General features: G+C 70.0%; 21 protein-coding genes. 8 read left to right on the top strand and 13 right to left on the bottom strand.

Annotated elements, in window-relative coordinates; all coding sequences use genetic code 11:
* Window positions 1-76: 76 nt before the first annotated feature.
* Window positions 77-577 (bottom strand): LURP-one-related/scramblase family protein, encoded by a 501-nt coding sequence (locus SHK19_RS02915; protein ID WP_322458304.1) that lies wholly within the window; start codon window positions 575-577, stop codon window positions 77-79.
* 191 nt (window positions 578-768) lie between these two features.
* On the opposite strand from SHK19_RS02915, the gene SHK19_RS02910 reads away from it, so the two are divergent.
* Complete coding sequence (locus SHK19_RS02910; protein ID WP_322937789.1) at window positions 769-1,773, top strand: TIGR03617 family F420-dependent LLM class oxidoreductase; 1,005 nt, start codon at window positions 769-771, stop codon at window positions 1,771-1,773.
* Window positions 1,774-1,831: 58 nt separating this feature from the next.
* On the opposite strand, the gene SHK19_RS02905 is transcribed toward SHK19_RS02910, so the two are convergent.
* From SHK19_RS02905 to SHK19_RS02890, 4 genes are read right to left on the bottom strand one after another with little or no spacing between them, the layout of a single operon-like run.
* Window positions 1,832-3,049, bottom strand: a complete 1,218-nt coding sequence (locus SHK19_RS02905; protein ID WP_322937788.1) for a serine/threonine-protein kinase — start codon at window positions 3,047-3,049, stop codon at window positions 1,832-1,834.
* A gap of 55 nt (window positions 3,050-3,104) precedes the next feature.
* The gene (locus SHK19_RS02900) at window positions 3,105-3,695 is read right to left on the bottom strand and encodes an EthD domain-containing protein (RefSeq protein ID WP_322458307.1); all 591 of its coding nucleotides are present in this window, start codon (window positions 3,693-3,695) and stop codon (window positions 3,105-3,107) included.
* Between the two features lie 26 nt (window positions 3,696-3,721).
* A complete protein-coding gene (locus SHK19_RS02895) occupies window positions 3,722-4,192 on the bottom strand; it encodes an anthrone oxygenase family protein (protein ID WP_322458308.1) in 471 nt (156 codons plus the stop codon).
* Window positions 4,189-5,025, bottom strand: coding sequence for a Rossmann-fold NAD(P)-binding domain-containing protein (locus SHK19_RS02890; protein WP_322937787.1), 837 nt, complete (start codon window positions 5,023-5,025; stop codon window positions 4,189-4,191). Before SHK19_RS02890 ends, SHK19_RS02895 begins: the two co-directional genes overlap by 4 nt.
* 83 nt (window positions 5,026-5,108) lie before the next feature.
* Between SHK19_RS02890 and SHK19_RS02885 the strand changes: the two genes are divergently transcribed.
* A complete protein-coding gene (locus SHK19_RS02885; RefSeq protein ID WP_322937786.1) occupies window positions 5,109-6,044 on the top strand; it encodes an AraC family transcriptional regulator in 936 nt (311 codons plus the stop codon).
* On the opposite strand, the gene SHK19_RS02880 is transcribed toward SHK19_RS02885, so the two are convergent.
* From SHK19_RS02880 to SHK19_RS02855, 6 genes are all read right to left on the bottom strand, one after another.
* Complete coding sequence (locus SHK19_RS02880) at window positions 6,004-6,744, bottom strand: gamma-glutamyl-gamma-aminobutyrate hydrolase family protein (RefSeq protein WP_322937785.1); 741 nt, start codon at window positions 6,742-6,744, stop codon at window positions 6,004-6,006. The two genes, SHK19_RS02885 and SHK19_RS02880, sit on opposite strands and share 41 nt — an antisense overlap.
* Before the next feature lie 10 nt (window positions 6,745-6,754).
* A complete protein-coding gene (locus tag SHK19_RS02875; protein ID WP_322458312.1) occupies window positions 6,755-7,522 on the bottom strand; it encodes a 3-oxoacyl-ACP reductase in 768 nt (255 codons plus the stop codon).
* 14 nt (window positions 7,523-7,536) lie between these two features.
* The gene (locus tag SHK19_RS02870) at window positions 7,537-8,895 is read right to left on the bottom strand and encodes an aldehyde dehydrogenase family protein (RefSeq protein ID WP_322937784.1); all 1,359 of its coding nucleotides are present in this window, start codon (window positions 8,893-8,895) and stop codon (window positions 7,537-7,539) included.
* An 8-nt stretch (window positions 8,896-8,903) separates the two neighbouring features.
* A complete protein-coding gene (locus tag SHK19_RS02865; protein ID WP_322937783.1) occupies window positions 8,904-10,268 on the bottom strand; it encodes a glutamine synthetase family protein in 1,365 nt (454 codons plus the stop codon).
* A gap of 63 nt (window positions 10,269-10,331) precedes the next feature.
* Window positions 10,332-11,087 (bottom strand): FadR/GntR family transcriptional regulator, encoded by a 756-nt coding sequence (locus SHK19_RS02860; protein ID WP_322937782.1) that lies wholly within the window; start codon window positions 11,085-11,087, stop codon window positions 10,332-10,334.
* A 20-nt stretch (window positions 11,088-11,107) separates the two neighbouring features.
* A complete protein-coding gene (locus SHK19_RS02855; protein WP_322458316.1) occupies window positions 11,108-12,700 on the bottom strand; it encodes an amino acid permease in 1,593 nt (530 codons plus the stop codon).
* Window positions 12,701-12,799: 99 nt separating this feature from the next.
* On the opposite strand from SHK19_RS02855, the gene SHK19_RS02850 reads away from it, so the two are divergent.
* The 6 genes from SHK19_RS02850 (at window position 12,800) to SHK19_RS02825 (ending at window position 21,261) form a co-directional block, all read left to right on the top strand.
* Window positions 12,800-13,717 (top strand): phosphotransferase, encoded by a 918-nt coding sequence (locus SHK19_RS02850; RefSeq protein ID WP_322937781.1) that lies wholly within the window; start codon window positions 12,800-12,802, stop codon window positions 13,715-13,717.
* Window positions 13,710-16,163 (top strand): GcvT family protein, encoded by a 2,454-nt coding sequence (locus SHK19_RS02845; protein ID WP_322937780.1) that lies wholly within the window; start codon window positions 13,710-13,712, stop codon window positions 16,161-16,163. The genes SHK19_RS02850 and SHK19_RS02845 overlap by 8 nt, the downstream gene beginning before the upstream one ends.
* Window positions 16,164-16,554: 391 nt before the next feature.
* Window positions 16,555-18,321 (top strand): ABC transporter ATP-binding protein, encoded by a 1,767-nt coding sequence (locus tag SHK19_RS02840; RefSeq protein WP_322458319.1) that lies wholly within the window; start codon window positions 16,555-16,557, stop codon window positions 18,319-18,321.
* Entirely contained in the window at window positions 18,318-19,172 is an 855-nt protein-coding gene (locus SHK19_RS02835; protein WP_322937779.1) for a serine/threonine-protein kinase, read from the top strand. Before SHK19_RS02840 ends, SHK19_RS02835 begins: the two co-directional genes overlap by 4 nt.
* 189 nt (window positions 19,173-19,361) lie before the next feature.
* Window positions 19,362-19,883 carry a DUF3105 domain-containing protein gene (locus SHK19_RS02830; RefSeq protein ID WP_322937778.1) on the top strand — a complete coding sequence of 174 codons (522 nt, stop codon included), beginning with the start codon at window positions 19,362-19,364 and terminating at the stop codon, window positions 19,881-19,883.
* 79 nt (window positions 19,884-19,962) lie between these two features.
* Window positions 19,963-21,261: a cation:proton antiporter gene (locus tag SHK19_RS02825; RefSeq protein ID WP_322937777.1), complete on the top strand. Its 1,299-nt coding sequence runs from the start codon at window positions 19,963-19,965 to the stop codon at window positions 21,259-21,261.
* Between the two features lie 41 nt (window positions 21,262-21,302).
* Here the strand turns inward: SHK19_RS02825 and SHK19_RS02820 are convergent, their stop codons facing one another.
* Both SHK19_RS02820 and SHK19_RS02815 read right to left on the bottom strand, forming a co-directional pair.
* On the bottom strand, window positions 21,303-21,674 hold the full coding sequence (locus SHK19_RS02820; protein WP_322937776.1) for a nuclear transport factor 2 family protein: 372 nt from the start codon (window positions 21,672-21,674) through the stop codon (window positions 21,303-21,305).
* The gene (locus SHK19_RS02815; protein WP_322937775.1) at window positions 21,671-22,729 is read right to left on the bottom strand and encodes a class I SAM-dependent methyltransferase; all 1,059 of its coding nucleotides are present in this window, start codon (window positions 22,727-22,729) and stop codon (window positions 21,671-21,673) included. Before SHK19_RS02815 ends, SHK19_RS02820 begins: the two co-directional genes overlap by 4 nt.
* Window positions 22,730-22,831 lie beyond the last annotated feature (102 nt).

Here is a 22,831-nt window from a genome sequence, read left to right as displayed (position 1 = left end):
GATCCTGTGCAGGTTGCCACCGGCCTCGGAGCCCCGGGGCTCGTCGCTACCGAGCTGGCTGCTGCGTCAGTGGCAGTCAGTCGCGCGCCATCGCGTCGACGCAGACCGTGATCGCCAGGATGAGTGCCACGTCCTGGCCCTCGGCCAGCTGGACACCGTAGGTGTCGCGGACCCGGAACCACTTCTTGGACACCTTCGCGACCGTGTCGCCGTCCCGCTCGATCTCGTACTCGTGATCGAGGATGTTGCCGTGCGCCTTGAGGTCGTCGCCGTCGTCGACCTCGATGATGTAGTGGTCGCGGATGCCGAGAAGGCGCTTGCGCACCGTCGCAGTCGTGCTGCCGCGCTCGATGGTCATCTTGTCGCGGACGCTGAGCTTCTTCTCCTGGATCTTCGACAGCTCGGCACCGCTGGCGTCCTCGAGGATGAACGTGTCGCGGATCCGTGCTGCCTTGCCGTCGACCTTGTAGTGCTTGTTGCCGTTCTCGTCCTCGATCCAGTAGTCGTCGCCGATCGCCAGGATCTTCTCGCGCATCTGGAACTTCGGTCCGTTCAGGCCCCGATCGCGAAATCCCATCCCGTCCTCCTCACGCTCACGTGCGGTGGGTACCCCGGGGCGCTCGCGACGTGCCAACGCGACCCGCGGGCTGCCCCTTGTGCGGCCTGTCCCACCTTGACCCGCGTCGGGCGGGGTTCGCGTCACCCCCTCCGGGTGACGCGACGGTCATTCGACAACCGGTTGCTAGAACGTGTTCTAGTCTCAGTGGTGTGGCCATCGAAATCGACGTGACCTACCACGGCGACCCGGCAGGGATCGTCGCCGCCGCGAGGAACATCGAGGAGCGGGGCGGCACCGACGGTCTCTTCGTGCCCGAGGGCGCGCACGACCCGTTCGTCTACCTCACGCTTGCGGCGGAGCACACCGAACGCCTGCGGCTGGGTACGTCGATCGCGCTGGCGTTCGCCCGGTCGCCGATGGCGATGGCCTACCCGGCGTACGACGTGCACCGGCTCTCCGGCGGCCGCTTCGTGCTCGGACTCGGATCGCAGATCAAGCCGCACATCGAGCGCCGCTACTCGATGCCCTGGTCGCGACCGGCGGACCGGATGCGCGAGTACATCGCGGCGGTCCGGGCGATCTGGCACACCTGGCAGACCGGTGACGCACTGGACTTCCGCGGCGACTTCTACACCCACACCCTGATGCCGCCGCTGTTCAACCCGGGGCCGGTCCCCTTCCCGTCGCCCGAGATCTGGCTGGCCGGTGTGGGCCCGCGGATGGTCGCCACCGCCGGCGCCGTGGCGGACGGCTTCATCTGCCACCCGCTCCTCTCCCGCGACTACCTGGCGGACGTCCTGCAACCGCAGCTGGAGGACGGCCGGGCGAGCACCGGGGCGACGGGCGGGTTCACCCTCGCGGCGATGGCGATGGTCGCGACCGGCCGGACCGAGGAGGAGTACGCCGACGCGGTCGCCGGCACCAAGCGCCAGATCGGGTTCTACGCCTCGACGCCCGCCTACAAACCGGTGCTCGACCACCACGGCTGGGGCGACCTGCACGGCGAGGCGCACGCGTTCACGAAGGCCGGACGATGGACCGAGCTGGGCGACCTGGTCGACGACGAGGTCCTCACGACGCTCGCGGTCGTCGGCGAGCTCGACCGGGTCGGGGCCGACGTCCGCGCCCGGTTCGACGGGCTCGCGTCGCGGGTGGTCCTGTCGATTCCCTACGCGGCCGACGACGCGCTCGGGCTCGACATCGCGTCCAGCTGACCTCGCTGCGCGCCGGCTCGTTCGCCGCGTGCGTGCCCCCGCCAGGGCCAGAGCGACGCTAGCCCTTGTTCTGACCGCCGCCCTTGTTCTTGCCGCCGCCCTTGCCCTTGTCCTCGTCCTTCCCCTCGTCCTTCCCCTCGTCCTTCCCCTCGTCCTTCCCCTCGTCCTTCCCCTCGCCCTTGCCCTTGCCCTTGTCGGCCTGCTCGGTCGGGGTCTCGTCGCCGCTGGCCTCGTCCTGACTGGTACCGGTCGCGCCCTCCGTCTCGCGCGTCTCCGGCTCGGTGGTGGAGGAGGCAGTGGGCGGCGTATCGGGCGCGTCGGGAGACTCGCCGCGGTCGCCGAGGACCTGCCCGGCAACCGCGACTCCCGCGACCACGACGGCGACGGCGACCACCGCGCCGACGGCCTTGGCGGGGCGCCGTCCTACGGAGCCGGCGGCGCCGGTCTCGAGCACCAGCGTGGCCGTCGGCGGTCCCGCCGTGCCGGGAGGAGGCACCGTGCCGGGGACCGGCATCCGTGCCGCAGCCGCGTCTGCGGGCGGGCGCTCGCTCGGGTCCGTCGCCGTCATCGCGGCGAGAATCGCGCTCCAGCCCGCGGACAAGTCACTCGGGATCTCGGGCGGCCGGTGCAGCCGCGCCACCGCAGACTCCGTCGGCGACCCCGGGAAGGCACGCTCGCCGGTCAGGGCCTCGAGCAGCACCAGGCCGAGCGAGTAGACATCGGTCGGCGGCCCGACATCGGAGCCTCCCACTTGCTCGGGCGAGAGATAGGCCGGGGTTCCGATGGTCGTCCCCGTCCTGGTGTGGTGCACGGTGTCTCCGACCAACCGGGCGATCCCGAAGTCGGCGAGCTTGGCGCCGCCCGGACCGAGGAGCACGTTCGCCGGCTTCACGTCGCGGTGGACCGCGCCCTGCTCGTGCGCATGCGCGAGCGCGGATGCGAGCGCGGCGCCTATCTCTGCGACCTGGTCTGGCGGCAGTGGTCCGTCGTGCAGTGCCGCGGCGAGGGTCGGTCCCTCGACCAGCTCCATCACGAGGAAGGGATGGCCCTCCGCGACACCCACGTCGAGCACCGTCACGATGCTGGGGTGGGACAACCCGGCCAGCATCCGGGCCTCGCCGACGAAGCGCGACCGATCGCTGTCGTCGACCGACTCCCGCAGCATCTTGACGGCCACGTCCCGGTCGAGCACGAGGTCCCGCGCGCGGTAGACGTCGGCGACGCCACCCCGGCCGAGTACGTCGCCGAGCCGGTAGCGGCCCTCCAGGTCGGTCACCTTCCCATCCTGCCCCCGATCCCTCCCGACCGGTCGTGGCGGGGTGGGTGTGCCGCTAGCGCACGCGCCGGAGGGGGCAGCTCGACACGTCCTCCTGGTCGGCGTAGAGCGGCAGCTCCTCGATCGTCGTGCTCAGCTCGTCGGGTGCGAAGAGCCGTGCAGGGTCGAGGTAGTCGTCCTCGGCGAAGAACTCGCTCACGATCGCCCGGACCGGCGGGGAGCCGGGAGTGAGGGTGCGGGCCACGGCGTCGCGGACGTAGCCCTGGCGGCGGGGATGGAGCCGTGCCGAGGACGGGGTGTGGACGGTGTGCCAGCCGTGGAAGAACTCCTCCTCGGACAGCCGACCCGGCTTGGGGAACCACGAGAAGTGGGTCAGCAACTCGCCCGTCCCGACGGCCTGGGGCACCGACTCGGTCACCAGGTAGGCGTCGCCCGGGACCTGGTCGACGAGCTCGGGCCACACGTCCACCGAGTCGACCCAGACCGCCGCGTGGCCGCGGAGGGACGAGCCCTTCCCGAGCAGCAGCGGCGCGGCGGGCAGGTCGGCGGCGACCGACACCTGGAGCGAGTGGAGCCCCGGGACCTGCAGGTTCGCGGCGGCATCGGCCGCGTCGTCGTCCCAGATCAGCAGATCGATCTTCTCCATGGCGCCATCCTGCTGCATCCATTGAGTCAGGCGGCGCGCAGCGCACCGAGGCAGCAGCCGAAGGCCGCGACCACGGTGGCGGTCCGGGCGAGGTGGAGCCGGTTCCACGGCTTCTCGAACGCCGTCCGGATGGACTCGAGCGCCGACGCCGAGTCGGGCAACCCGGCCCCGACGAGCTCGTCGTTGAGCGGGATGTTGCCGGCTCCGGTGATCACCACCGTCGCCAGGTAGAGGACCAGCGCGGCGATCACCCACGGTCGGGCCGGGCCGGTGAACGCGGCGAAGGCGAGGCAGACGACCGGAGCGACGTACACCGTGAGGAAGACCGGATTGAGGATCGCCTCGTTGATCCCCTGCATGGTGGCGACGAAGGTGCGGTCATCGGTCCGGCGGAGGCCCGGCATCACCGCCGTCGAGAACCCGAAGAAGAGTCCGGCGATGAGCCCGGTGCCGAGGGTGCCCGCAATCAGCGCGGCGTGGCCGATCGGCCCGGTCATGACGCGGCCGCCCGACCAACCCAGGCTCCGCCGGCGACGGCGCGCGCGGCGTACTCGGTGAAGGAGGAAGCCGGACGACCGAGAGCCTCGCGTACGCCGTCCGCGAGGTGCTCGTTGTGCCCGTCGAGGATGTGGTCGAACAGGCCGGCCAGCTCCTCCGCGTCCTCGGCCGGGAAGCCGGCGGCGACCAGGTCTGCCGCCAGCTCGGCCGTGCTGATCTCGGCGTAGGTGATGGGCCGGCCGCTCGCGGCGGCGATGGCCGACGTCGCCTCGGCGAACGTCAACAGCTCGGGTCCGGTGAGCTCGTAGGCCCGATTCAATGAGACCTCGCCGACCAGCATCCCGACCGCGACGTCGGCGACGTCCTCGACGTCGAGGAACGGCTCGCGCACGGCGCCCGCCGAGAACCGGAAGTGTCCGGCCTCGAGGGCCGGGGCGAACACGCCCTCGTCGAAGTTCTGCATGAAGATGCCGCAGCGGACGACGCCCCACTCGGCTCCGTACCTCTCCGCGACCTCGATCATCCGGTCCTCGACGCGCTGGGCCTCGGCCTCGCCGCGGCCGGAGAGGAGCACGAACCGGCGGACGCCGGATCGCGCCATCCGCTCGACGACGTCGGCCACCCCGTCCGGGGCGCCCGGGAAGGTGAGGTCGGGGGCGAAGGTGACGTACGCCGTCGCCGCGGGCTGCTCGACCGACGACCAGGTGGCCGGATCGGCCCAGTCGAACTCGGGACGGGAGAGGGAGGTGACCGGGAGGCCCCGGTCCTGGAGGCGGGACGCGACGCGGCGACCGGTCTTGCCGGTGCCGCCGATGATCAGGTTCGTTGTCATGACCTCACCTCATCGCGATCGGGTGAGACTTTCCATGGTCCGAAGTCTTGATTCCATACGTGATCGTCCAGCATGGTGGTGACATGGATGGTCTCGAGCACCTGCTCTCCGGTCCGCGCGCCCGGCAGGCCTTCCTGCTCCAGATGGTGATGGAACCGCCATGGGCCGTGCGGATCGAGGACGACCCCGCGTTGACCCTGCTCACCGTGGCGCGCGGCGCGACGTGGATCACCGGCGAGCTGGGCGAGCCCGTCCGGCTGCACGAGGGCGACGTCGCCGTTGTCCGGGGCGGCCCGGTCTACACCGTTGCCGACCACCCGGCCACGAGGCCGAGGGTCACCATCGAGAAGGGCAACGTCTGCGTCGACCCCGACGGCCAGCTGCTCGACCAGCGGATGGCGCTCGGCGTCCGCACCTGGGGCAACAGTCGCGACGGGTCCGACGTGCTCCTGGTCGGCACCTGGGCGGCCGAGACCGAGGCCGGCCGGCCGCTCCTCGCCGCCCTGCCGGCCCTGCTCGTACGACGCCGCGGTGACTGGGACTCGACGCTGGTCGACCTGCTCTCGAGCGAGCTCCTGCGCGAGGACCCCGGGCAGGAGGTGGTGCTCGACCGGCTCCTGGACCTGCTGCTCGTCACCGTCGTGAGGTCGTGGCTCGCGAGCGAGGAGCAGGTGACCCGCGGGCTCACGCATGCCGACCCGACCGTCGGCGAGGCCCTCCGGCTGATGCACCACCATCCCGAGCACGGGTGGACCATCGCGTCCCTCGCCCAGGAGGTCGGCGTCTCACGGGCAGCGCTGGCGCGGCGCTTCGGCGACCTCGTCGGCGAACCCCCCATGACCTACCTGACCCACTGGCGGCTGTCCCTCGCCGCGGACCTCCTGGTGGCCACCGACGACGCCATCGACCGCGTCGCTCGCCGGGTGGGCTACGGCAGTGGGTTCGCGCTGAGCGCCGCGTTCAAGCGGGTCCGCGGGGTCAGTCCCCAGCAGCACCGGAGGGCCGCGCGGAGCGCGTGACGCCGGCGCCGGCGTCGACCAGAGCCTGGAACAGGCCGGCATCGGCGGCCATCTCGGGATGCCACTGGACCGCGACGCACAACCGGTCGCCGGGTGCCTCCATCGCTTCGAGGACCCCGTCGTCGGCCCATGCCACCGCGGTGAAACCGGGGTGGTCGCGCACCGACTGGTGGTGGTGGCAGTGCACGGTCTGCGACGTCCCGATCATCGACGCGAGCCGGCTCTCCGGCGCCACCGACACCGAGGTCTCGCCGAAGACGCCGGGTGCCGGGTTGTGGCGGTCGTCGCCGACCAGGTCCGGGACGTGCTGGTCGAGGCCTCCTCCGGCGTGGACCGCCATCACCTGCATGCCGCGACACACGCCCAGCACCGGCACGCCGGCCCTGTCGGCAGCGTCGAGCAGGGCCAGCTCCCAGGAGTCGCGGTCCTCGCGCCAGTTCGTGGTGCGGTCGTGCGGGTCCTGGTCGTACCGCTGGGGCGCGACGTCGGCGCCGCCGCTGATCACCAGGCCGTCCAGCCTGGCGACCGCGGCGGTGGCCGCTTCGTCGTACGGCTTCGTCGGCGGCAGCAGCGCCGGTACGCCGCCGGCCGTCTCGATGGCGTGGGCGTAGACGGTGGGGAGCAGGTCGGCGTGCTGGTCCCACACCCCCCAGCGGGCCTGCTCGCGGTAGGTGCTGAGCCCGATCAGCGGTCGCGCCACGGTGCCCCTTTCACAGGGGGGTCACGTAGGCGCCGGAGATGCCGCCGTCGACGAGGAAGGTCGACGCGGTGATGAACGACGACTCGTCCGACGCCAGGAACAGCACCGCGTTGGCCATCTCCTCGGGCTCGCCGAACCGGCCCATCGGCACGTGCACCAGCCGCCGGGCCGCGCGCTCCTCGTCCTTCGCGAAGAGCTCCCGCAGCAGCGGCGTGTTGACCGGGCCGGGACACAGGGCGTTGACGCGGACCCCCTGCCGGGCGAACTGCACCCCGAGCTCGCGGCTCATCGACAGCACCCCGCCCTTGGAGGCGGAGTAGGAGATCTGCGAGGTGGCCGCGCCCATCACCGCGACGAACGAGGCGGTGTTGATGATCGACCCCCTCCCCTGCTCCAGCATGTAGGGCAGCGCCGCCTTGCAGCAGAGGTAGACGCTGGTGAGGTTGACCTCCTGCACCTTCCGCCAGGCATCGAGGTCGGTGTCCAGGATCGAGTCGTCCTCGGGCGGTGAGATCCCGGCGTTGTTGAACGCGATGTCGACCGAGCCGTGCGTGTCCTTGGCGGACTGGAACAGCGCGTCGACCTGCTCCTTGCTGGTCACGTCGACGTGCACGTAGGTGACTCCGAGCTCGGAGACGAGCTCCTCGCCGCGGGTGTCGTCGACGTCGCCGATGACGACCTTCGCGCCCTCCTCCAGGAAGCGGCGGACGGTCGCCAGCCCGATGCCGGAGCACCCTCCGGTGACGACGGCGACTCTTCCGTCGAGGCGTCCTGCCATGTTGTCGTTCCTCCCTAGTCCTGGGCGATGAAGACGTTCTTCTCCTCGGTGAACGCGTGGGGCGCGTCCGGTCCGAGCTCCCGGCCGAGGCCCGACTGCTTGTAGCCACCGAAGGGCGTCCAGTAGCGGACCGAGGAGTGCGAGTTCACGCTGAGGTTGCCGGCCTCGACGCTGCGCGCCACCCGCAGTGCGCGGCCGACGTCGCGGGTGAAGATGGAGCCGGACAGGCCGTACTCGGTGTCGTTCGCGAGCCGGACGGCATCGTCCTCGTCGTCGAACGGCATCACCGCCACCACCGGCCCGAAGATCTCCTCGCGCCAGACAGCGGCCTGGGTGTCGTCGGTGAGGACGACCGTCGGCGGCAGCCAGAACCCGTCGGACTCCGGCACGGGCCCGGTGAACGCCGCCTCGACGCCGGCCAGGTAGCCCGCGACCGCATCGCGCTGCTTGTCCGTGATCAGCGGGCCCATCTCACTGTCCTCGTCGCCCGGGTCGATCACCTTCATCGCCCCGACAGCCGTCTGCAACCGACCGAGGAACTCGTCGTACGCCGACCGCTGCACGAGGATGCGCGACCGGGCGCAGCAGTCCTGCCCGGCGTTGTCGAAGACGGCGTACGGCGCCGAGGCCGCCGCCCTGGCGATGTCGGCGTCCGCGAAAACGATGTTGGCGCTCTTGCCGCCGAGCTCGAGGGTGACCCTCTTCACCTGCTCCGCGCAGCCCGCCATGATCCGCTTGCCGACCTCGGTGGAGCCGGTGAAGCAGACCTTCCGGACCAGCGGGTGGGTGACGAAGCGCTCGCCGACGACCGAGCCCTTGCCGGGGATCACGGTGAACACGCCCTCGGGCAGCCCCGCCTCCAGCGCCAGCTCGCCGAGCCGGATCGCGGTCAGCGGGGTGACCTCGGCCGGCTTGAGGACGACGGTGTTGCCGGCGGCCAGCGCGGGCACGAAGCCCCAACCGGCGATCGGCATGGGGAAGTTCCACGGCACGATGACGCCGACGACGCCCAGCGGCTCGTGGAAGGTCACGTCGATGCCGCCCGGCACCGGGATCTGCCGGCCGAAGAGCCGCTCGGGGGCGGCGGAGTAGTAGTTCAGGACGTCGCGGACGTTGCCCGCCTCCCACCGGGCGTTGCCGATGGTGTGGCCGGAGTTGACCACCTCCAGCTGCGCCAGCTCCTCGAGGTGGACGTCGACGACGGCGGCGAACGACCGCAGCAGCCGGGCCCGCTCTCCGGGCGTGACCGCGCGCCAGGCCCGGAACGCAGCCTGGGCGCGCTCGATCGCCGCGTCCGTTTCCTCGACCGACGCGAGCTCGATCTGGGTCACCGGCGTGGCGGTCGCCGGGTTGATCACGGTGTAGCTGGTCATGCTTTCCTTCACATCCGCTCGAAGCCCCTGCGGAGCTCCCAGTCGGTGACGGCGGCGCCGAAGGCCGCGAGCTCGACGTCGGCCATGTTCGTGTAGTGGTCGACGACCTCGTCGCCGAGAGCCGCACGTGCGACCGCCGAGGATACGAACGCGTCGCGGGCGTCGCGCAGCGACCCCGGCACCTTCGGGCGACCGGAGGTGTAGGCGTTGCCCTCCAACGCCGGCTCCAGCTCGAGCTCGTGCTCGATCCCGTGCAGGCCGCCGGCCATCATCGCGGCCAGCGCGAGATAGGGGTTCACGTCGCCGCCGGGCACCCGGTTCTCCATCCGGGCACCCGCGCCCCGGCCGACCAGTCGGACGGCGCAGGTGCGGTTGTCCTCACCCCAGGCGATCGTGGTGGGCGCGAACGATCCTTCGGCGAACCGCTTGTAGGAGTTGATGTTCGGCGCGTAGAGGAGGGTCATGTCCGGCATCGTCGCCAGCACGCCGGCAACGAACTGGTCGTAGAGCCGAGTGCGCTTCCCTGCCGCGTCGTCCCAGAAGACGATCTCGCCGTCCTTGCCGCGCAACGACAGGTGGATGTGGCAGGAGCTGCCCTCGCGCTCGTCGACCTTGGCCATGAAGGTCAGCGACTTGCCGTGCAGCGCGGCGATCTCCTTGGCCACCGTCTTGTAGACGGCGTGGTTGTCGGCGGTGACCAGCACGTCGTCGTACAGGAACCCGATCTCGTGCTGGCCGAAGTTGCACTCGCCCTTGGAGCCCTCGACGTTGAGGCCCGCGGCGTACATCGTGTTGCGGATGTCGCGCAGCAGCGGCTCGATCCGGGTCTCGCCGAGGATCGAGTAGTCGACGTTGTACTGGTTCGACGGCGTCAGGTCGCGGTAGCCGAGGTCGTGCGCGGCCTCGTAGGTGTCCTCGTAGACGATGAACTCCAGTTCGGTGCCGGCGAAGGCCGTGAAGCCCAGCTCGGCGGCGCGGTCCATCTGCCTCTTGAGGATGGTCCGCGGTGACTGCAGCACGGGCGTGTGGTCGAGCCAGACCAGGTCGCACTGCACCATCGCGGTCGCGGGCAGATGGGTGAGCGTCCGGATGGTCTCGAGGTCGAGGGCGAACTCCATGTCGCCGTACCCGCGGTCCCAGGAGGTCATCGCGTAGCCGGCGACGGTGTTCATGTCGATGTCGACACCGAGCAGGTAGTTGCAGCCCTCGGTGCCGTGCTCGACGACGAAGTCCAGGAAGTAGCGCCCGTGCAGCCGCTTGCCCTGCAGCCGTCCCTGCATGTCGGTGAAGGCGACGACGACCGTGTCGACCTCGCCCGACTCGATCGCAGCGGAGAGCTGTTCGAGGGTCAGGTGCCTGTCGTTGCGGGCCATGCGGTTCCTTCCGTCATCGGTGGTCGAGCTTGGGTCTTCGGTGATCGAGCTTGTCGAGATCCGTCAGCCGAGCAGGCCGCGCAGGAGCGCAGCGGTGTCGTCGCAGTGGTGTTCCATCGCCCGCCGGGCCTTCGTCGGCTCGCTGGCGATGATCGCCTGGACGATCGACCGGTGCTGCCGGCTGGAGTGCTCGATGTTGACCTTGAGCACCGGGATCGCGAGCAGCATGTCGTGCAGGCAGGCCTGCACCTCGGTGACCGCCTCGATCGTCATCGGCGACGCGGTGACGCTCGCGATCGCCAGGTGCAGGCGCGAGTCCGCCTGTCGGTGCGCAGCGGGTTCCTCGGCCTGGTCGACCTCCGCGAGGGTGGTCGTCAGCAGCAGCTTCTCGGCCGCGGTCAGGGTGCGGGTCGCCGCGACGTAGCAGGCGCCGGGCTCGACCACCCTCCGGAAGACGAGCGAGTCGAGCAGCTCCTCACGTCGCTCGGCGATCCCCGGGGTCCCGCCGAGCGCCGGCGTAGCCGGCCTGTAGGACACCACCGTCCCTCCGCCCCTGCCGCGGGTGGTGCGCACCATCCCCGCGGTGCGCAGGCCGGCGATGGCCTCGCGCAGCGTCGCTCGCGAGACCCCCAACCGCTCGGCGAGCTCGCGCTCGGGCGGCAGCGCCGAACCGAACGAGAACGCGCCGAGCCTGATGGCGGTGGCCAGCTGTTCGACGCAGCCCTCGAAGGCGTGGTGACCACGCACCGGCCTCAGGACGAGGTCTCCGAGAGGGTGTGCCGACCTGGTGCTCCGGGCTGAGGTCGGAGAAGGGCTCATGACATCGATTGTCTACGCGCTCACCCGGGCGGCAGCTCGGCGGGATCGATGGTCCGGACCGGACCCTTGAACCACTTCTTTGCCGAGATCTCCCACCACAGGGTGATGGCGAGCAGGACGCCCAGCACGACGATCGGGGCGTAGTTGACGAACTTCCATGCGAAGTCGTCACTGAACGGGACCGCGCCCGGGACGAACGGCATCATCAGGTAGATCGAGACGATGAGGATCTCGGCCACCGCGACGAGGTTCATCCACTTGTACTTCGATCCGTTGTTCCACTCGCCCACTTCGAACCGCTCGCCGTGCTTCCAGCGCAGGAAGATCGGGATGGCGAAAGACAGGTAGAGACCTTGGACGGCGATCGAGGTCACGGCGTAGAAGGCGATCGGCAGGATCAGCGGGTCTTCCTCCGTTCCGACGTTCACCTCGATCAGCGCGGGCAGGGTGACGGCCGCACTGAGGAAGGCGACGAGCAGGACTGCCCGTGCCGGCACCCGGTTGGCACTGAGCTTCGACCAGTGCGAGGAACCGGGGACGGCCCGGTCCCGGCTGAACGCGTACAACATCCGTGAGGCCGAGGTGGCGCAGGAGACCGCACAGAAGAGCTGGCCGGCCGCCGAGATGAAGAGCACCGCGGTCGCCCAGTCCGAGCCGAGGGCGGTCGAGAAGATGTAAGCGACGCCGCCTTCTCCGACGTCCGCGTTGGCGGGCTTGCCGTCCGGGCCGTCCGGTACGGCGAACACGACTGCGAGAAGCAGGATGTAGCCACCGACGGCGGAGTAGAAGATCGACTGCCAGATGCCCTTCGCCGCCCCGGTCGACGCCGCCTTCGTCTCCTCGGAGAGGTGGGCACAGGCGTCGAAGCCGGTGATCGTGTACTGCGTCAACAGGAAGCCGAAGGGCACGATCGCGAAGAAGAACGCGAAGCTGCTGTTGCTGCCGTCGAACAGTCCCGAGTTGTTGAAGCGTTCGGTGAAGACGTAGCCGACGCTCTGGTGCTGGTCGGGCACGAAGACCAGGATCAGGACGATGGCGGACGCACCGGCCACGTGCCACCACACCGAGACGTTGTTCATGATCGCCATCAGGTGGCCGCTGAAGATGTTGAGCACTGCGGCGATGCCGAGCACGATGACGAAGATGATGAACACCCGGGTCAGGGAGTAGTCGGCGGCGAAGTCCTCCGACCAGGTGCTGATGGTGAGGTCGATGAACGTCGCGCAACCGTAGGAGACGCCCGCGGTCACCGCGATCAGGCCGACGAGGTTGAGCCAGCCGGTGTAGAAGCCCGCGCGCGGGCCACCCAGCTTGGAGGCCCACCAGTAGATGCCGCCCGACGTCGGGTACGCCGACACCAGCTCGGACATGGTGAACCCGATCAGCAGGATGAAGGCGCTCAGCAGCGGCCAGGACCAAGAGATGGAGATCGGCCCGCCGTTGTTCCAGCCGGCGCCGAAGTTGGTGAAGCAGCCCGCCAGGATCGAGATGATCGAGAACGAGATGGCGAAGTTGGAGAAGCCGGACCAGCTGCGGTTCAGGTCCTGGCTGTAGCCGAGCTCTGCGAGGCGCTTGGCGTCTGCATCGAGGTTGGGGTCTTGGGTCGCGCTCATGACAAATCCCTCTTTCGCCGGGAGCCAGTTGGCGTCAGTGTGGTGCGGGTCACACAATGCTGTCAATGGCATGACCTTAGACCTTTAGAGTGCTGACCTGTGGGAGGCCGACAAGTGGCGTGGCACGACGTGGTCGACAAGATCGACTGGCTCCGTGGAACGTCGTACGACGTCGAGGAGCTGACCGGCGGCCTGACCAACGTCAACCTCAAGGTGACCCACCCGGGCGGGGTCTGCGTGGTGCGGGTGGCCCAACCCGGAAGCGACCTGCTGGCGATCGACCACGACCACGAGCACCACAACTCCGTCGCTGCGGCCGAAGCCGGCGTGGGAGCGCCGGTCCTCGACTACCTGCCCGACGCCGGGTTGATGGTCGTGGAGTACATCGACGGACGCACGTTCACCGACTCCGACCTGCGCAGCGGGGAGCACCTGGACCGGGTCGCCGCCGCGGTCCGGAAGCTGCACTCGGGGCCGCGGTTCAGCAGCGACTTCGACATGTTCGCCCTCCAGCCCGCCTACCTCGAGGTCGTGAGGGAGCGTGGCTTCCGGCTACCGGAGCGCTACCTCGACTTCGCGCCGCAGGTGGAGCGGATCCGCCGGGCCTTCGCGGTCCGCGAGGAACCGACGGTCCCGTGCAACAACGACCTGCTCGCCGGGAACCTGATCGACGACGGGGAGAAGATCTGGCTGATCGACTACGAGTACTCCGGCAACAACGAGGCGACCTTCGAGCTCGGCAACCTGTGGAGCGAAGCGGGGTTGAGCCTCGACCAGCTGGACGAGCTGGTGGCGGCGTACGACGGCGCGCTCCATCGGCACCGGGTCGCCCGGGCGCGACTGTGGGGTCTGATGTCGAAGTACGGCTGGACCCTCTGGGGATCGATCCAGGACGCCGTGAGCACCTTCGACTTCGACTTCTGGGAGTGGGCGATGGAGAAGTACGACCGGGCGGTGGCCGAGTTCGACGGCCCCGACTTCGACCGGCTGCTCGACGAGGCGGCCGGCGATGAGTGAGCTTCCCTCCCGGGCGCAGGTGGTGATCATCGGCGGCGGCGTGATCGGGACCAGCGTCGCCTACCACCTCACCAGGCTCGGCTGGTCCGACGTCCTCCTGGTCGAGCAGGGTCGGCTCTCCTCGGGTACGACGTGGCACGCGGCCGGGCTGGTCGGGCAGCTGCGGGCCTCGGAGAGCGGCACCCGGTTGGTGCAGTACTCCACGCAGCTCTACGCCGAGCTCGAGGCCGAGGTCGGCCTGTCCACCGGCTACAAGCGCTGCGGCGGGGTCACGGTCGCGCGCACCGCGGACCGGATGACCCAGCTGCGGCGCACGGCCGCGAGCGCCGACGCCTACGGGTTGGAGTGCACGCTCCTCACCCCGTCAGAGGCCGCGGAGCGCTGGCCGGTCATGCAGGTCGACGACCTGGTCGGCGCGATCTGGCTGCCGGGCGACGCCACCGCCAACCCGACGGACCTGACCCAGGCGCTGGCGAAGGGCGCGCGCCGGCGTGGTGCGCGCATCGTCGAGAAGACCCGGGTCCTCGACGTGCTGGTGGACGGCAGCAGCGTGACCGGCGTGCGCACCGACGCGGGTGACGTCGAGGCGGAGATCGTCGTGAACTGCGCCGGCCAGTGGGCCAAGCAGGTCGGCGCCATGGCCGGCGTCACCGTGCCGCTGCACTCCGCCGAGCACTTCTACGTCGTGACCGAGCCGTTCGACGGCGTACGCCCCGACCTGCCGATCCTGCGCGACCCCGACGGCTACACCTACTTCAAGGAGGAGGTGGGTGGCCTGGTGGTCGGCGGGTTCGAGCCCGAGGCGAAGCCGTGGGTCGGGCCGGACCAGATCCCGTACCCGTTCGAGTTCCAGCTGCTCGAGGAGGACTGGGAGCACTTCTCGGTGCTCATGGAGAGCGCGATCCACCGGATCCCCGTCCTCAAGGAGACCGGCGTCCGCAAGTTCTACAACGGCCCCGAGAGCTTCACCCCCGACAACCAGTTCATCCTGGGTCCGGCGCCCGAGACCAGGAACTTCTACGTCGGCGCCGGCTTCAACTCCGTCGGCATCGCGACGGCCGGCGGCGCCGGCCGGGCGCTCGCCGAGTGGATCGTGAACGGTGAGGCGACCACGGACCTCACGGCCGTCGACATCCGCAGGTTCGCCCGGTTCAACGGCAACAACCGATGGCTCCACGACCGGGTCGCCGAGGTCCTGGGGCTGCACTACGAGATCCCCTGGCCCAACCGCGAGATGCGCACCGCGCGGCCGTTCCGCCGTTCTCCGCTCTACCACGTGCTCGAGCGGGCCAACGCCGGCTTCGGCAGCAAGATGGGCTGGGAGCGCGCGAACTTCTTCGCGCCGCCCGGCACCGCGCCCGAGATCGAGTACACCTGGGCCAAGCCCAACTGGCTTCCCTGGGTCGTCGCCGAGCACACCAACACCCGCGACAACGTCACCGTCTTCGACCAGACGTCGTTCTCGAAGTACCTCGTCGTGGGACCTGATGCCGAACGCGGGCTCCAGTGGCTGTGCACCGCGGACGTCGCTGTGCCTCCTGGACGGACCGTCTACACCGGGATGCTCAACGCCCGCGGCACCTACGAGTCCGACGTCACGGTCACCAGGGTCGGCGCGACCGAGTACCTCGTCGTCAGCAGCGCGGCGACGACGGAACGGGACCAGGACCACATCCGGCGGAACCTCCCGTCCGGCTGCTCTGCCACCGTGGTCGACCTGACGTCCAGCTACGCAGTGCTCGGGGTGATGGGACCGCGCTCCCGCGAGCTGTTGTCACGGCTGACGGGAGCGGACCTCGCGCACGAGGCCTTCCCGTTCGGCACTAGCCGGGAGATCGACCTCGGCTACGCGACGGTCCGGGCCACGAGGATCACGTACGTCGGCGAGCTCGGCTGGGAGCTGTACGTCCCGACCGAGTTCGCGGTGGGTGTACATGAAGCGCTCCTGTCCGCGGGGGACGACCTCGGCGTCGTCAACGGCGGGTACTACACGATCGACTCCCTGAGGCTCGAGAAGGGCTACCGAGCGTTCGGGCGCGAGCTGACTCCCGACTACACGCCGGTCGACGCGGGCCTGCTCTTCGCCTGCAAGCTGAAGACCGACATCCCGTTCCTGGGGCGCGGCGCGGTCGAGCAGGCCAGGGCGGCCGGAGCCCGGCGCAAGCTCGTCTCGTTCGTGGTCGACGACCCCGAGGCGATGCTCTGGGGTGGCGAGCTGGTGCTGCGGGACGGCGTGGCCGCGGGCCAGGTCACGTCCGCGGCATGGGGCGCGACCGTGGGCGCCGGCGTCGGGCTGGCGTACGTCTGGGACCCCACGGGCGGTCCCGTCGACGCGGACTGGGTCCGGGCGGGGACCTACGAGGTGGCGATCGGCTCCGACGTACGCGGGATCTCGGTGTCGCTCCGTCCGCCCGTCGATCCCGAGGGATTCCGGATCAAGAGCTGAAGCTGCGCGGGTGCGCCGACCGCCTGCCTAAGAGCTTCATCATCGACGACTCACGTCGACCTCATTTCGGTTGCGGAGTGTGTGGTTCGCAAGGCCCGGGACCCCGGGCATCGAACACACAGGAATGGGAGATCGTCATGCAGTCAGCACTCTTCACCGCCCTGCAGCCGGCCAGGATGGCGGCGCGCGGGGACACCAACTCGGGCCGGCGCCGGGGGTGCAGCCGGTTCCGGCGGCCTGCCCGTCGCCGTCGCTGCCGTCGCAATCGGCGCAGCCGCAGCCGCAGCCGCACCAACTGATCATGTCCGCTGCTGGACCTGGGCCGGGTGGCTCCCTCCGGGGGTCCGCCCGGCCCGGCCGTCGGTCGATCGTTCGGGGCTGGCGTCGATTGGTGGCCTCGCTCCGACCCGTCGCCGACGACGCCCGGCTCGTCGATGACGCGCCGGGGATGTCGCTGCGTGAGGTCTTCGCCCAGTTCTGGCCTGCGCTGCGTCCGCTGCGGTGGTGGATCGGTCTCGGGCTCGCCCTGCTCGCGATCTCGTCCATGATCGGGATCGCCGAGATCCTGCTCTTCCAACGCCTGGTCGACGACGTGCTGGTGCCCGCAGACTTCGGGCCGCTGCTGTGGATCGCTCTGGCCTACGTCGGGCTCAACCTGGTCAGCGCTGTCCTCTCCGGCGCGGATGACATCTTGTCGACCTGGGTCTCCCAGCGGTTCCTGGTCAAGCTCCGCACGGACACGTTCCGCCACGTCCTCGGTCTTCCGCTGCACGTCCACGAACGTCGGCGGCTGGGCGACGTGATGTCCCGCTTGACCTCCGACATCGGATCCGTCGAACGGTTCATGATCGGTCAGCTCACCTCTGGGTTGGCTGCGATCATCCAGCTGTTCTTCCTCGTTGCCGCGCTGTTCTGGCTGCAGTGGGAGCTGGCGCTGGCTTCGATGATCGTCGTCCCGATCTTCTGGTTCGTCGCGACCCGGTTCGCCCGTTTCGTCCAGGACGTCTCGCGCGAACGCGCTAGGCGCGGGGGCTCGCTGGGGGCCGTGGCCGAGGAGGCGATCGGCACCAGTGCGCTGGTCCAGGCCTACAACCGGGAGGAACAGGCCGTCGCCGACTTCCACCGCCAGAACCGCGGCATCGCTGACGCCCAGATGGCAGCGAGCAGGGTGCGGTCGGTGTTCCTGCCGGTGGTCGACCTGGCTGAGCTGGTCGGCATCTTGTGCGTGATCGTGCTCGGCACCTGGGCGCTGGCGACCGACCGGTTGACCCTCGGCGGTCTTCTTGCATTCCTCACGCTCATGGCCCAGTGCTACCGCCCCATCCGTGAGCTCGGCGAGCTCCTGCCGGACATGTACTCCGCCACCGCGGGCATCGAACGAGTCGCCGAGCTGTTGGCCGAGCGTCCGGTGCAGCAACGGACTGACGCCCGCCCGCTCACCCGACCACGCGGAAGCATCCTGGTGGACGAAGTCAGTGTGCGATATCCGGGGGCCCACCGCGACGCGCTGCACCGGGTGACAATGAGCGCCGAGCCCGGCGAGGTCGTGGCGGTGATGGGTGCCAGCGGTGCCGGGAAGTCCACCCTCGCCAGGCTGCTCACCCGCCAGGTCGAACCGACCGGCGGAGCCCTTTGGCTCGACGGACATGAGGTGCGCGACCTCACTATCGGCTCGGTCCGCGAAGCCGTGTGCGTGGTCATGCAGGAGACGATGCTGCTGGACGCCTCCATTCGCGACAACATCGCCTACGCCAGACCCGACGCCACCTCGGCCGAGGTCGAGGAGGCCGCCCGGGCGGCAGACGCCGAGGTCTTCATCCGCGCGCTCCCCGAGGGCTACGAGACGCGGATCGGACAACGCGGACGCACGCTGTCGGGGGGTCAACGCCAGCGGCTCTCGCTGGCGCGGGCGTTGCTGCGCGGCAGCCCGGTGCTCGTCCTGGACGAGCCGACCACCGGCCTGGACCCCCAGACCGCGCGCCGGGTGCTGGCACCGCTGCGCGCCGCTGCGCGGGGCCGCACGGTGGTGCTGATCACCCACGACCCTGTCGCCGCCGAGTTCGCCGACCGCGTCGTGCACCTCGTCGACGGCGAGGTCGTCCTCGATGAGCTCGATGCCCCGACGCCCGAGCCGACCACGTCCGGAGGGCCACGATGATGCTCCGCTTGTTCACGCGCGGCGACACGCTCGACGGGATCGTCCCACCGGGAGGCGAGCTGCTGACCGGCTACGCGGTGGTCGCCCTGATGCGACGCGGTGGCCGGCTGGACACCTACGACGTCTACAGCCGGGAGCGGGACTGTCGCTGCGTGGTCAAGGTGGTCCGGCCCGACCGCGCGCACGAAGTGCATGTCCGGGCTGCCCTCGTCGGCGAGGGTGCACTGCTCCGCGAGCTGGCGCACCCGCACCTGGTCCGCGCGTACGACGTGATCGAGGGACCTCGTACCGCTGTCGTCCTGGAGACACTCACCGGCTCGACCCTCGCGGCGCTCATCGAGGAGTCCCCGCTCGGTCCGCGCGACGTTGCGCTGCTCGGTCGTCAACTGGCCTCGGCCCTGGGCTACTTGCACCGACGTGACTGGCTCCACCTCGACGTCAAACCCTCCAACGTCGTGGTGCAGGGCGGCCGCGCCGTCCTCATCGACCTGAGTCTCGCCACCCATCCCGGCGACGGTCGCCCTCACGCCGGCACCGACGGCTACCTCGCACCCGAACAGGTCACGGGACGCAACCTCAGCCCGGCCACGGACGTCTTCGGGCTGGGCACCACTCTCGGCGAGGCCCTCACCGGCGAGCTGCCCTACGGCGAGGAGGACAGGTGGGTGACCGGCACCGCACCGCGGCGCGCGACCCGACCGTTCCGCCGACGCCTGTCCCGCTCCGCCGGCCCACTTGCCGAAGTGATCACGGCGTGCCTCGACCCCGACCCCGAGCGTCGCCCGTCCCTGACCTCCGCGTGTGAGGTGCTCGATGCCGTCATCGCCGGCACCACGTCCGCCGGAGCGTGAACGGCCGTGAACCCCGATCGGAGACCCACGGACCGCCGGCGCCTGCTCGTCGCCGTAGTGCTTGGCCTCGTCGTCGTCGCAACGACCGGGTGGCTGTGGCACGAGGACCGTGAAACCGTTGCGACCACCGACACCGTCGAGGTCGGCGACTCCCCGGATGGATCGGCGGACCAACCCTCCTGCGGGCCCGTGCGTCGCGAAGCCGTGGACGGGGCGGGCGACCACGTCGACGAAGGGTCGATCACCTACTCCTCGGCACCACCGTCCTTCGGCGACCACCGCAGCCGCTGGGCGGTGGGAGCACCCAGCTTCTACGACGTCGACGACCGGCCCGAGGTCGCCGTCCTGGTCCACAACCTCGAGCACGGCTACAACATCCTCTGGTACGACCAGGCAGTCGTCGACGACCCGGACGCCCTCGCCCACGTCCAAGACATCGCCGGCGACTACGCGACGCTCGGCGGTCCCCCGGACCCGGACACTGCATTCATCGCCGCTCCCTGGACCGACGAGGATGGCGCACCGTTTCCCGACGGCGCGCACTTCGCCCTCACCCATTGGTACGCCGACCCTTCCGACCGCAGCGCATCCCGCGCAGACGAGGTCGGACTCACCCGCTTCTGCTCGACGATCTCGGCCGCGATCGTCCGGGAATGGATGGATGCCTACCCGCTGTCCGACGCCCCTGAGGGCTATCCCGACCTGATGTGACCGCGTGTCCTGGGGTCGGACCGGCTGAGTCCGGGTAACAAGACATCGTGCCCACTCACCTGCACCTTCGGACGGCGCCATGAACGCCGACCTGGTCTACCTGGTCGCCGGCGCCAGCCTGTTCCTCGCCATCGTGCTGCCGGCCCTCCTCGACCGCTGGGCCATCTCGGCTCCGATGGTCCTGGTCGCGGTCGGTTTCGCGGTCGGCCTCACGCCGCTGCCGGACGGCATGCCGATCGACCCGACGATCAATCGGGAGCTCATCGAGCACGTCACCGAGCTCGCCGTCATCATCGCGCTGATGGGCGTGGGGCTGGCTCTCGACCGCCCGCTCGAGCTGCGCCGTCCTTCGTCGTGGCGGACGTGGGGGTCGACCTGGCGGATGCTCGGCATCGCGATGCCGCTGACCATCGCGGCCGTGACCGTGCTGGGGTTGGCGATGGGTCTCGGGCTCGCTGCCGCACTCCTCCTCGCCGCCGCCCTCGCACCGACCGACCCGGTGCTCGCCTCCGACGTCCAGGTGGCGGGCCCGCAGACCGGTGACCACGAGGTCGACGAGCCGGACGAGCTGCGTTTCACCCTGACCAGCGAGGCCGGCCTCAACGACGGCCTCGCCTTCCCCTTCGTCTACGCAGCGATCCTCGTCGCCGCCGGCGGCTTCTCCTGGTTGGAGTGGATCGGCTGGTACACGGTGGGCAAGGTCGCGATCGGGGTCGTCATCGGCGTCGTCGTCGGTCGCGCACTGGCGCAGGTCGCCTTCCGCTCGACGAGCCACTCGCTCCGGGTGGCTGAACGCGGCGAGTCGCTGACGTCGCTGGCCGCGCTGATCTCGGCGTACGGCCTGTCGGAGGTCGTCGGGGGCTACGGGTTCCTCGCGGTGTTCGCCTGCGCGATGACCTTCCGGTCGGCCGAGCGCGCGCACGACTACCACGCGTCGATGCACGAGGTGACCGAGCGGCTCGAGCGGCTGTTGACGCTCTTCCTGCTCCTCATGCTGGGCATCGCGTTGAGCCGCGGGCTGCTCGACGACCTCGACTGGCGCAGCGTCGCCGTCGGCCTGGGCCTGATCCTGGTGATCCGGCCGCTGTCAGGCGTGCTCGCCTTCATCGGGTCGAAATCGGGCATGAGCCATGCGCAGCGAGGGGCGGTCGCGTTCTTCGGCGTCCGCGGGATCGGCTCGCTGTACTACCTCGCCTACGCCACCGGCGAGGCGCCGGAGCTCGCGTCGGACTGGATGTGGTCGACCGTCGCCTTCACGGTGACGGCGTCGGTGATCATCCACGGCGTGCTCGCCACCCCGGTGATGTACCGCATCGGCGAACCAGGGACAGAGACGCCACCGACCTCGCCCGACAAGGAGTCGGTCGAGGATCGGTGACGACATCGGTCTGCTCACGGGTCCGGCGGAATGGCGTTCGATCAGCCCTTCACGTAGGACAGCTTGGCGGCGATCCGGTCGCCGCGCACGGTGAAGACGTCGATGCCCCGCACGTGGCCGTTGTCACCGGGCCTGCGCCACCTGTGCAGCCAGTGCACGACCGCACGGTCGCCTGCCACGAAGATCTCTTCGGTCTCGAACGACGCCTCCCCCTCGATCGCGAAGAACTCCGCGAAGACGTCGACCATCTCTTCGCCGACGTACCGCCGGCCGTCCGGTGGACGAGGGCTCTCGAAGACGCAGTCGTCCGTGATCGCCGCCCGCAGCGCGTCGACGTCCTTGGCGTCGACGGCAGCGTTGAACCGCTCGACCACCTGCAGCGTTGCGACCTCGCCATCCACTCGTGTGGTCATGGCCGCACCTCGTAGACCAGGTTGAACGGCGTCTCTGCGGCGCGCCGGAACCGGGTGAACCCGCCCTTCTCCGCGACCTCTCTGGTCCGTGTCTCGCCGGCCTGGGCGCCGAGCGCGAGACCGACCTCCTGGCTGTGCGAGTTCGGCACGCAGATCATCGTCGAGGCCGAGTAGAAGATGCGGCCCACCGGGTTGAGGTTGTCCTCCAAGCGGTCGGCGGCGTTCGGCTCGACGAGCAGCCAGGTCCCGTTGTCGGCGAGGGTGGAGCGGACGTGCCCTGCGACGCCGACCGGGTCGCCCATGTCGTGGAGGCAGTCGAAGAACGTCACCAGGTCGTAGCCACTGCCTGAGTAGCTGTGCGCGTCGGCGACCTCGAACTTGCAACGCTCCCCGACGCCGGCGTCGGCCGCCGCCTTCCGGGCCGCCTCGATCGACGGCGCATGCACGTCGCTTCCCACGATGGTGGCGTTGGGGAAGGCCTTGGCCATGAGGATGGTCGACGATCCGTAGCCGCAACCGACGTCGGCGATCCGGCCGCCGGTCTCGAGCTCGGCGACGACGCCGTCCAGGGCGGGAAGCCACGCGTCGACCAGGTTGCCGATGTAGTTCGGCCGGAAGAACCGGTCGGTGCCGTCGAACAGGTTGTGGTCGTGCTCGCCCCAGGCGACGCCGCGGCCGCTGCGGAAGGCCTCGGCGATGAGGTCGACGTCGATGATGGTCGAGGCCGCCACCTGCAGGCCGCCCGGCGCGAACAACGGGTTGTCGGGGCTCGTCAGGGCGAACGCCTGCTCCTCGGTGAGCCGGAACTCCTGGGTCGCGGGGTCGTACTCCGCGTAGCCGCTCGCCGCCTGGGCGGAAAGCCACTCGGCCAGGTAGCGCTCCGGGTAGCCGGTCCTCTCGGCGAGCTGCGCGGCGGTCACCGGCTGGCTGTCGCCCATCGCGACGTACAGCCCGAGCCGGTCGCCGACGAGGACGGTCGCGGCGTGGAGCACGGCTCCCAGGTCCCCGGCGAACCGGCCTACGAACTCGTTGAGCTTGTCTTCGTTGATGGTCATCGTGGCCTCCTGGGCACGAGGAGCGGATGTGACGGACTGTCACGCTGGCGGGAGGCCGTAGCGACGCCGTAGCGGATCGGTAGCAGTCGCGGGCACGATGGC

This window comes from Nocardioides bizhenqiangii (assembly GCF_034661235.1).
Classification (GTDB): Bacteria; Actinomycetota; Actinomycetes; order Propionibacteriales; family Nocardioidaceae; genus Nocardioides; species Nocardioides bizhenqiangii.
The sequence above is the reverse complement of the archived record's forward strand: the minus strand, read 5'-3'. Positions and strand labels throughout refer to the sequence as shown.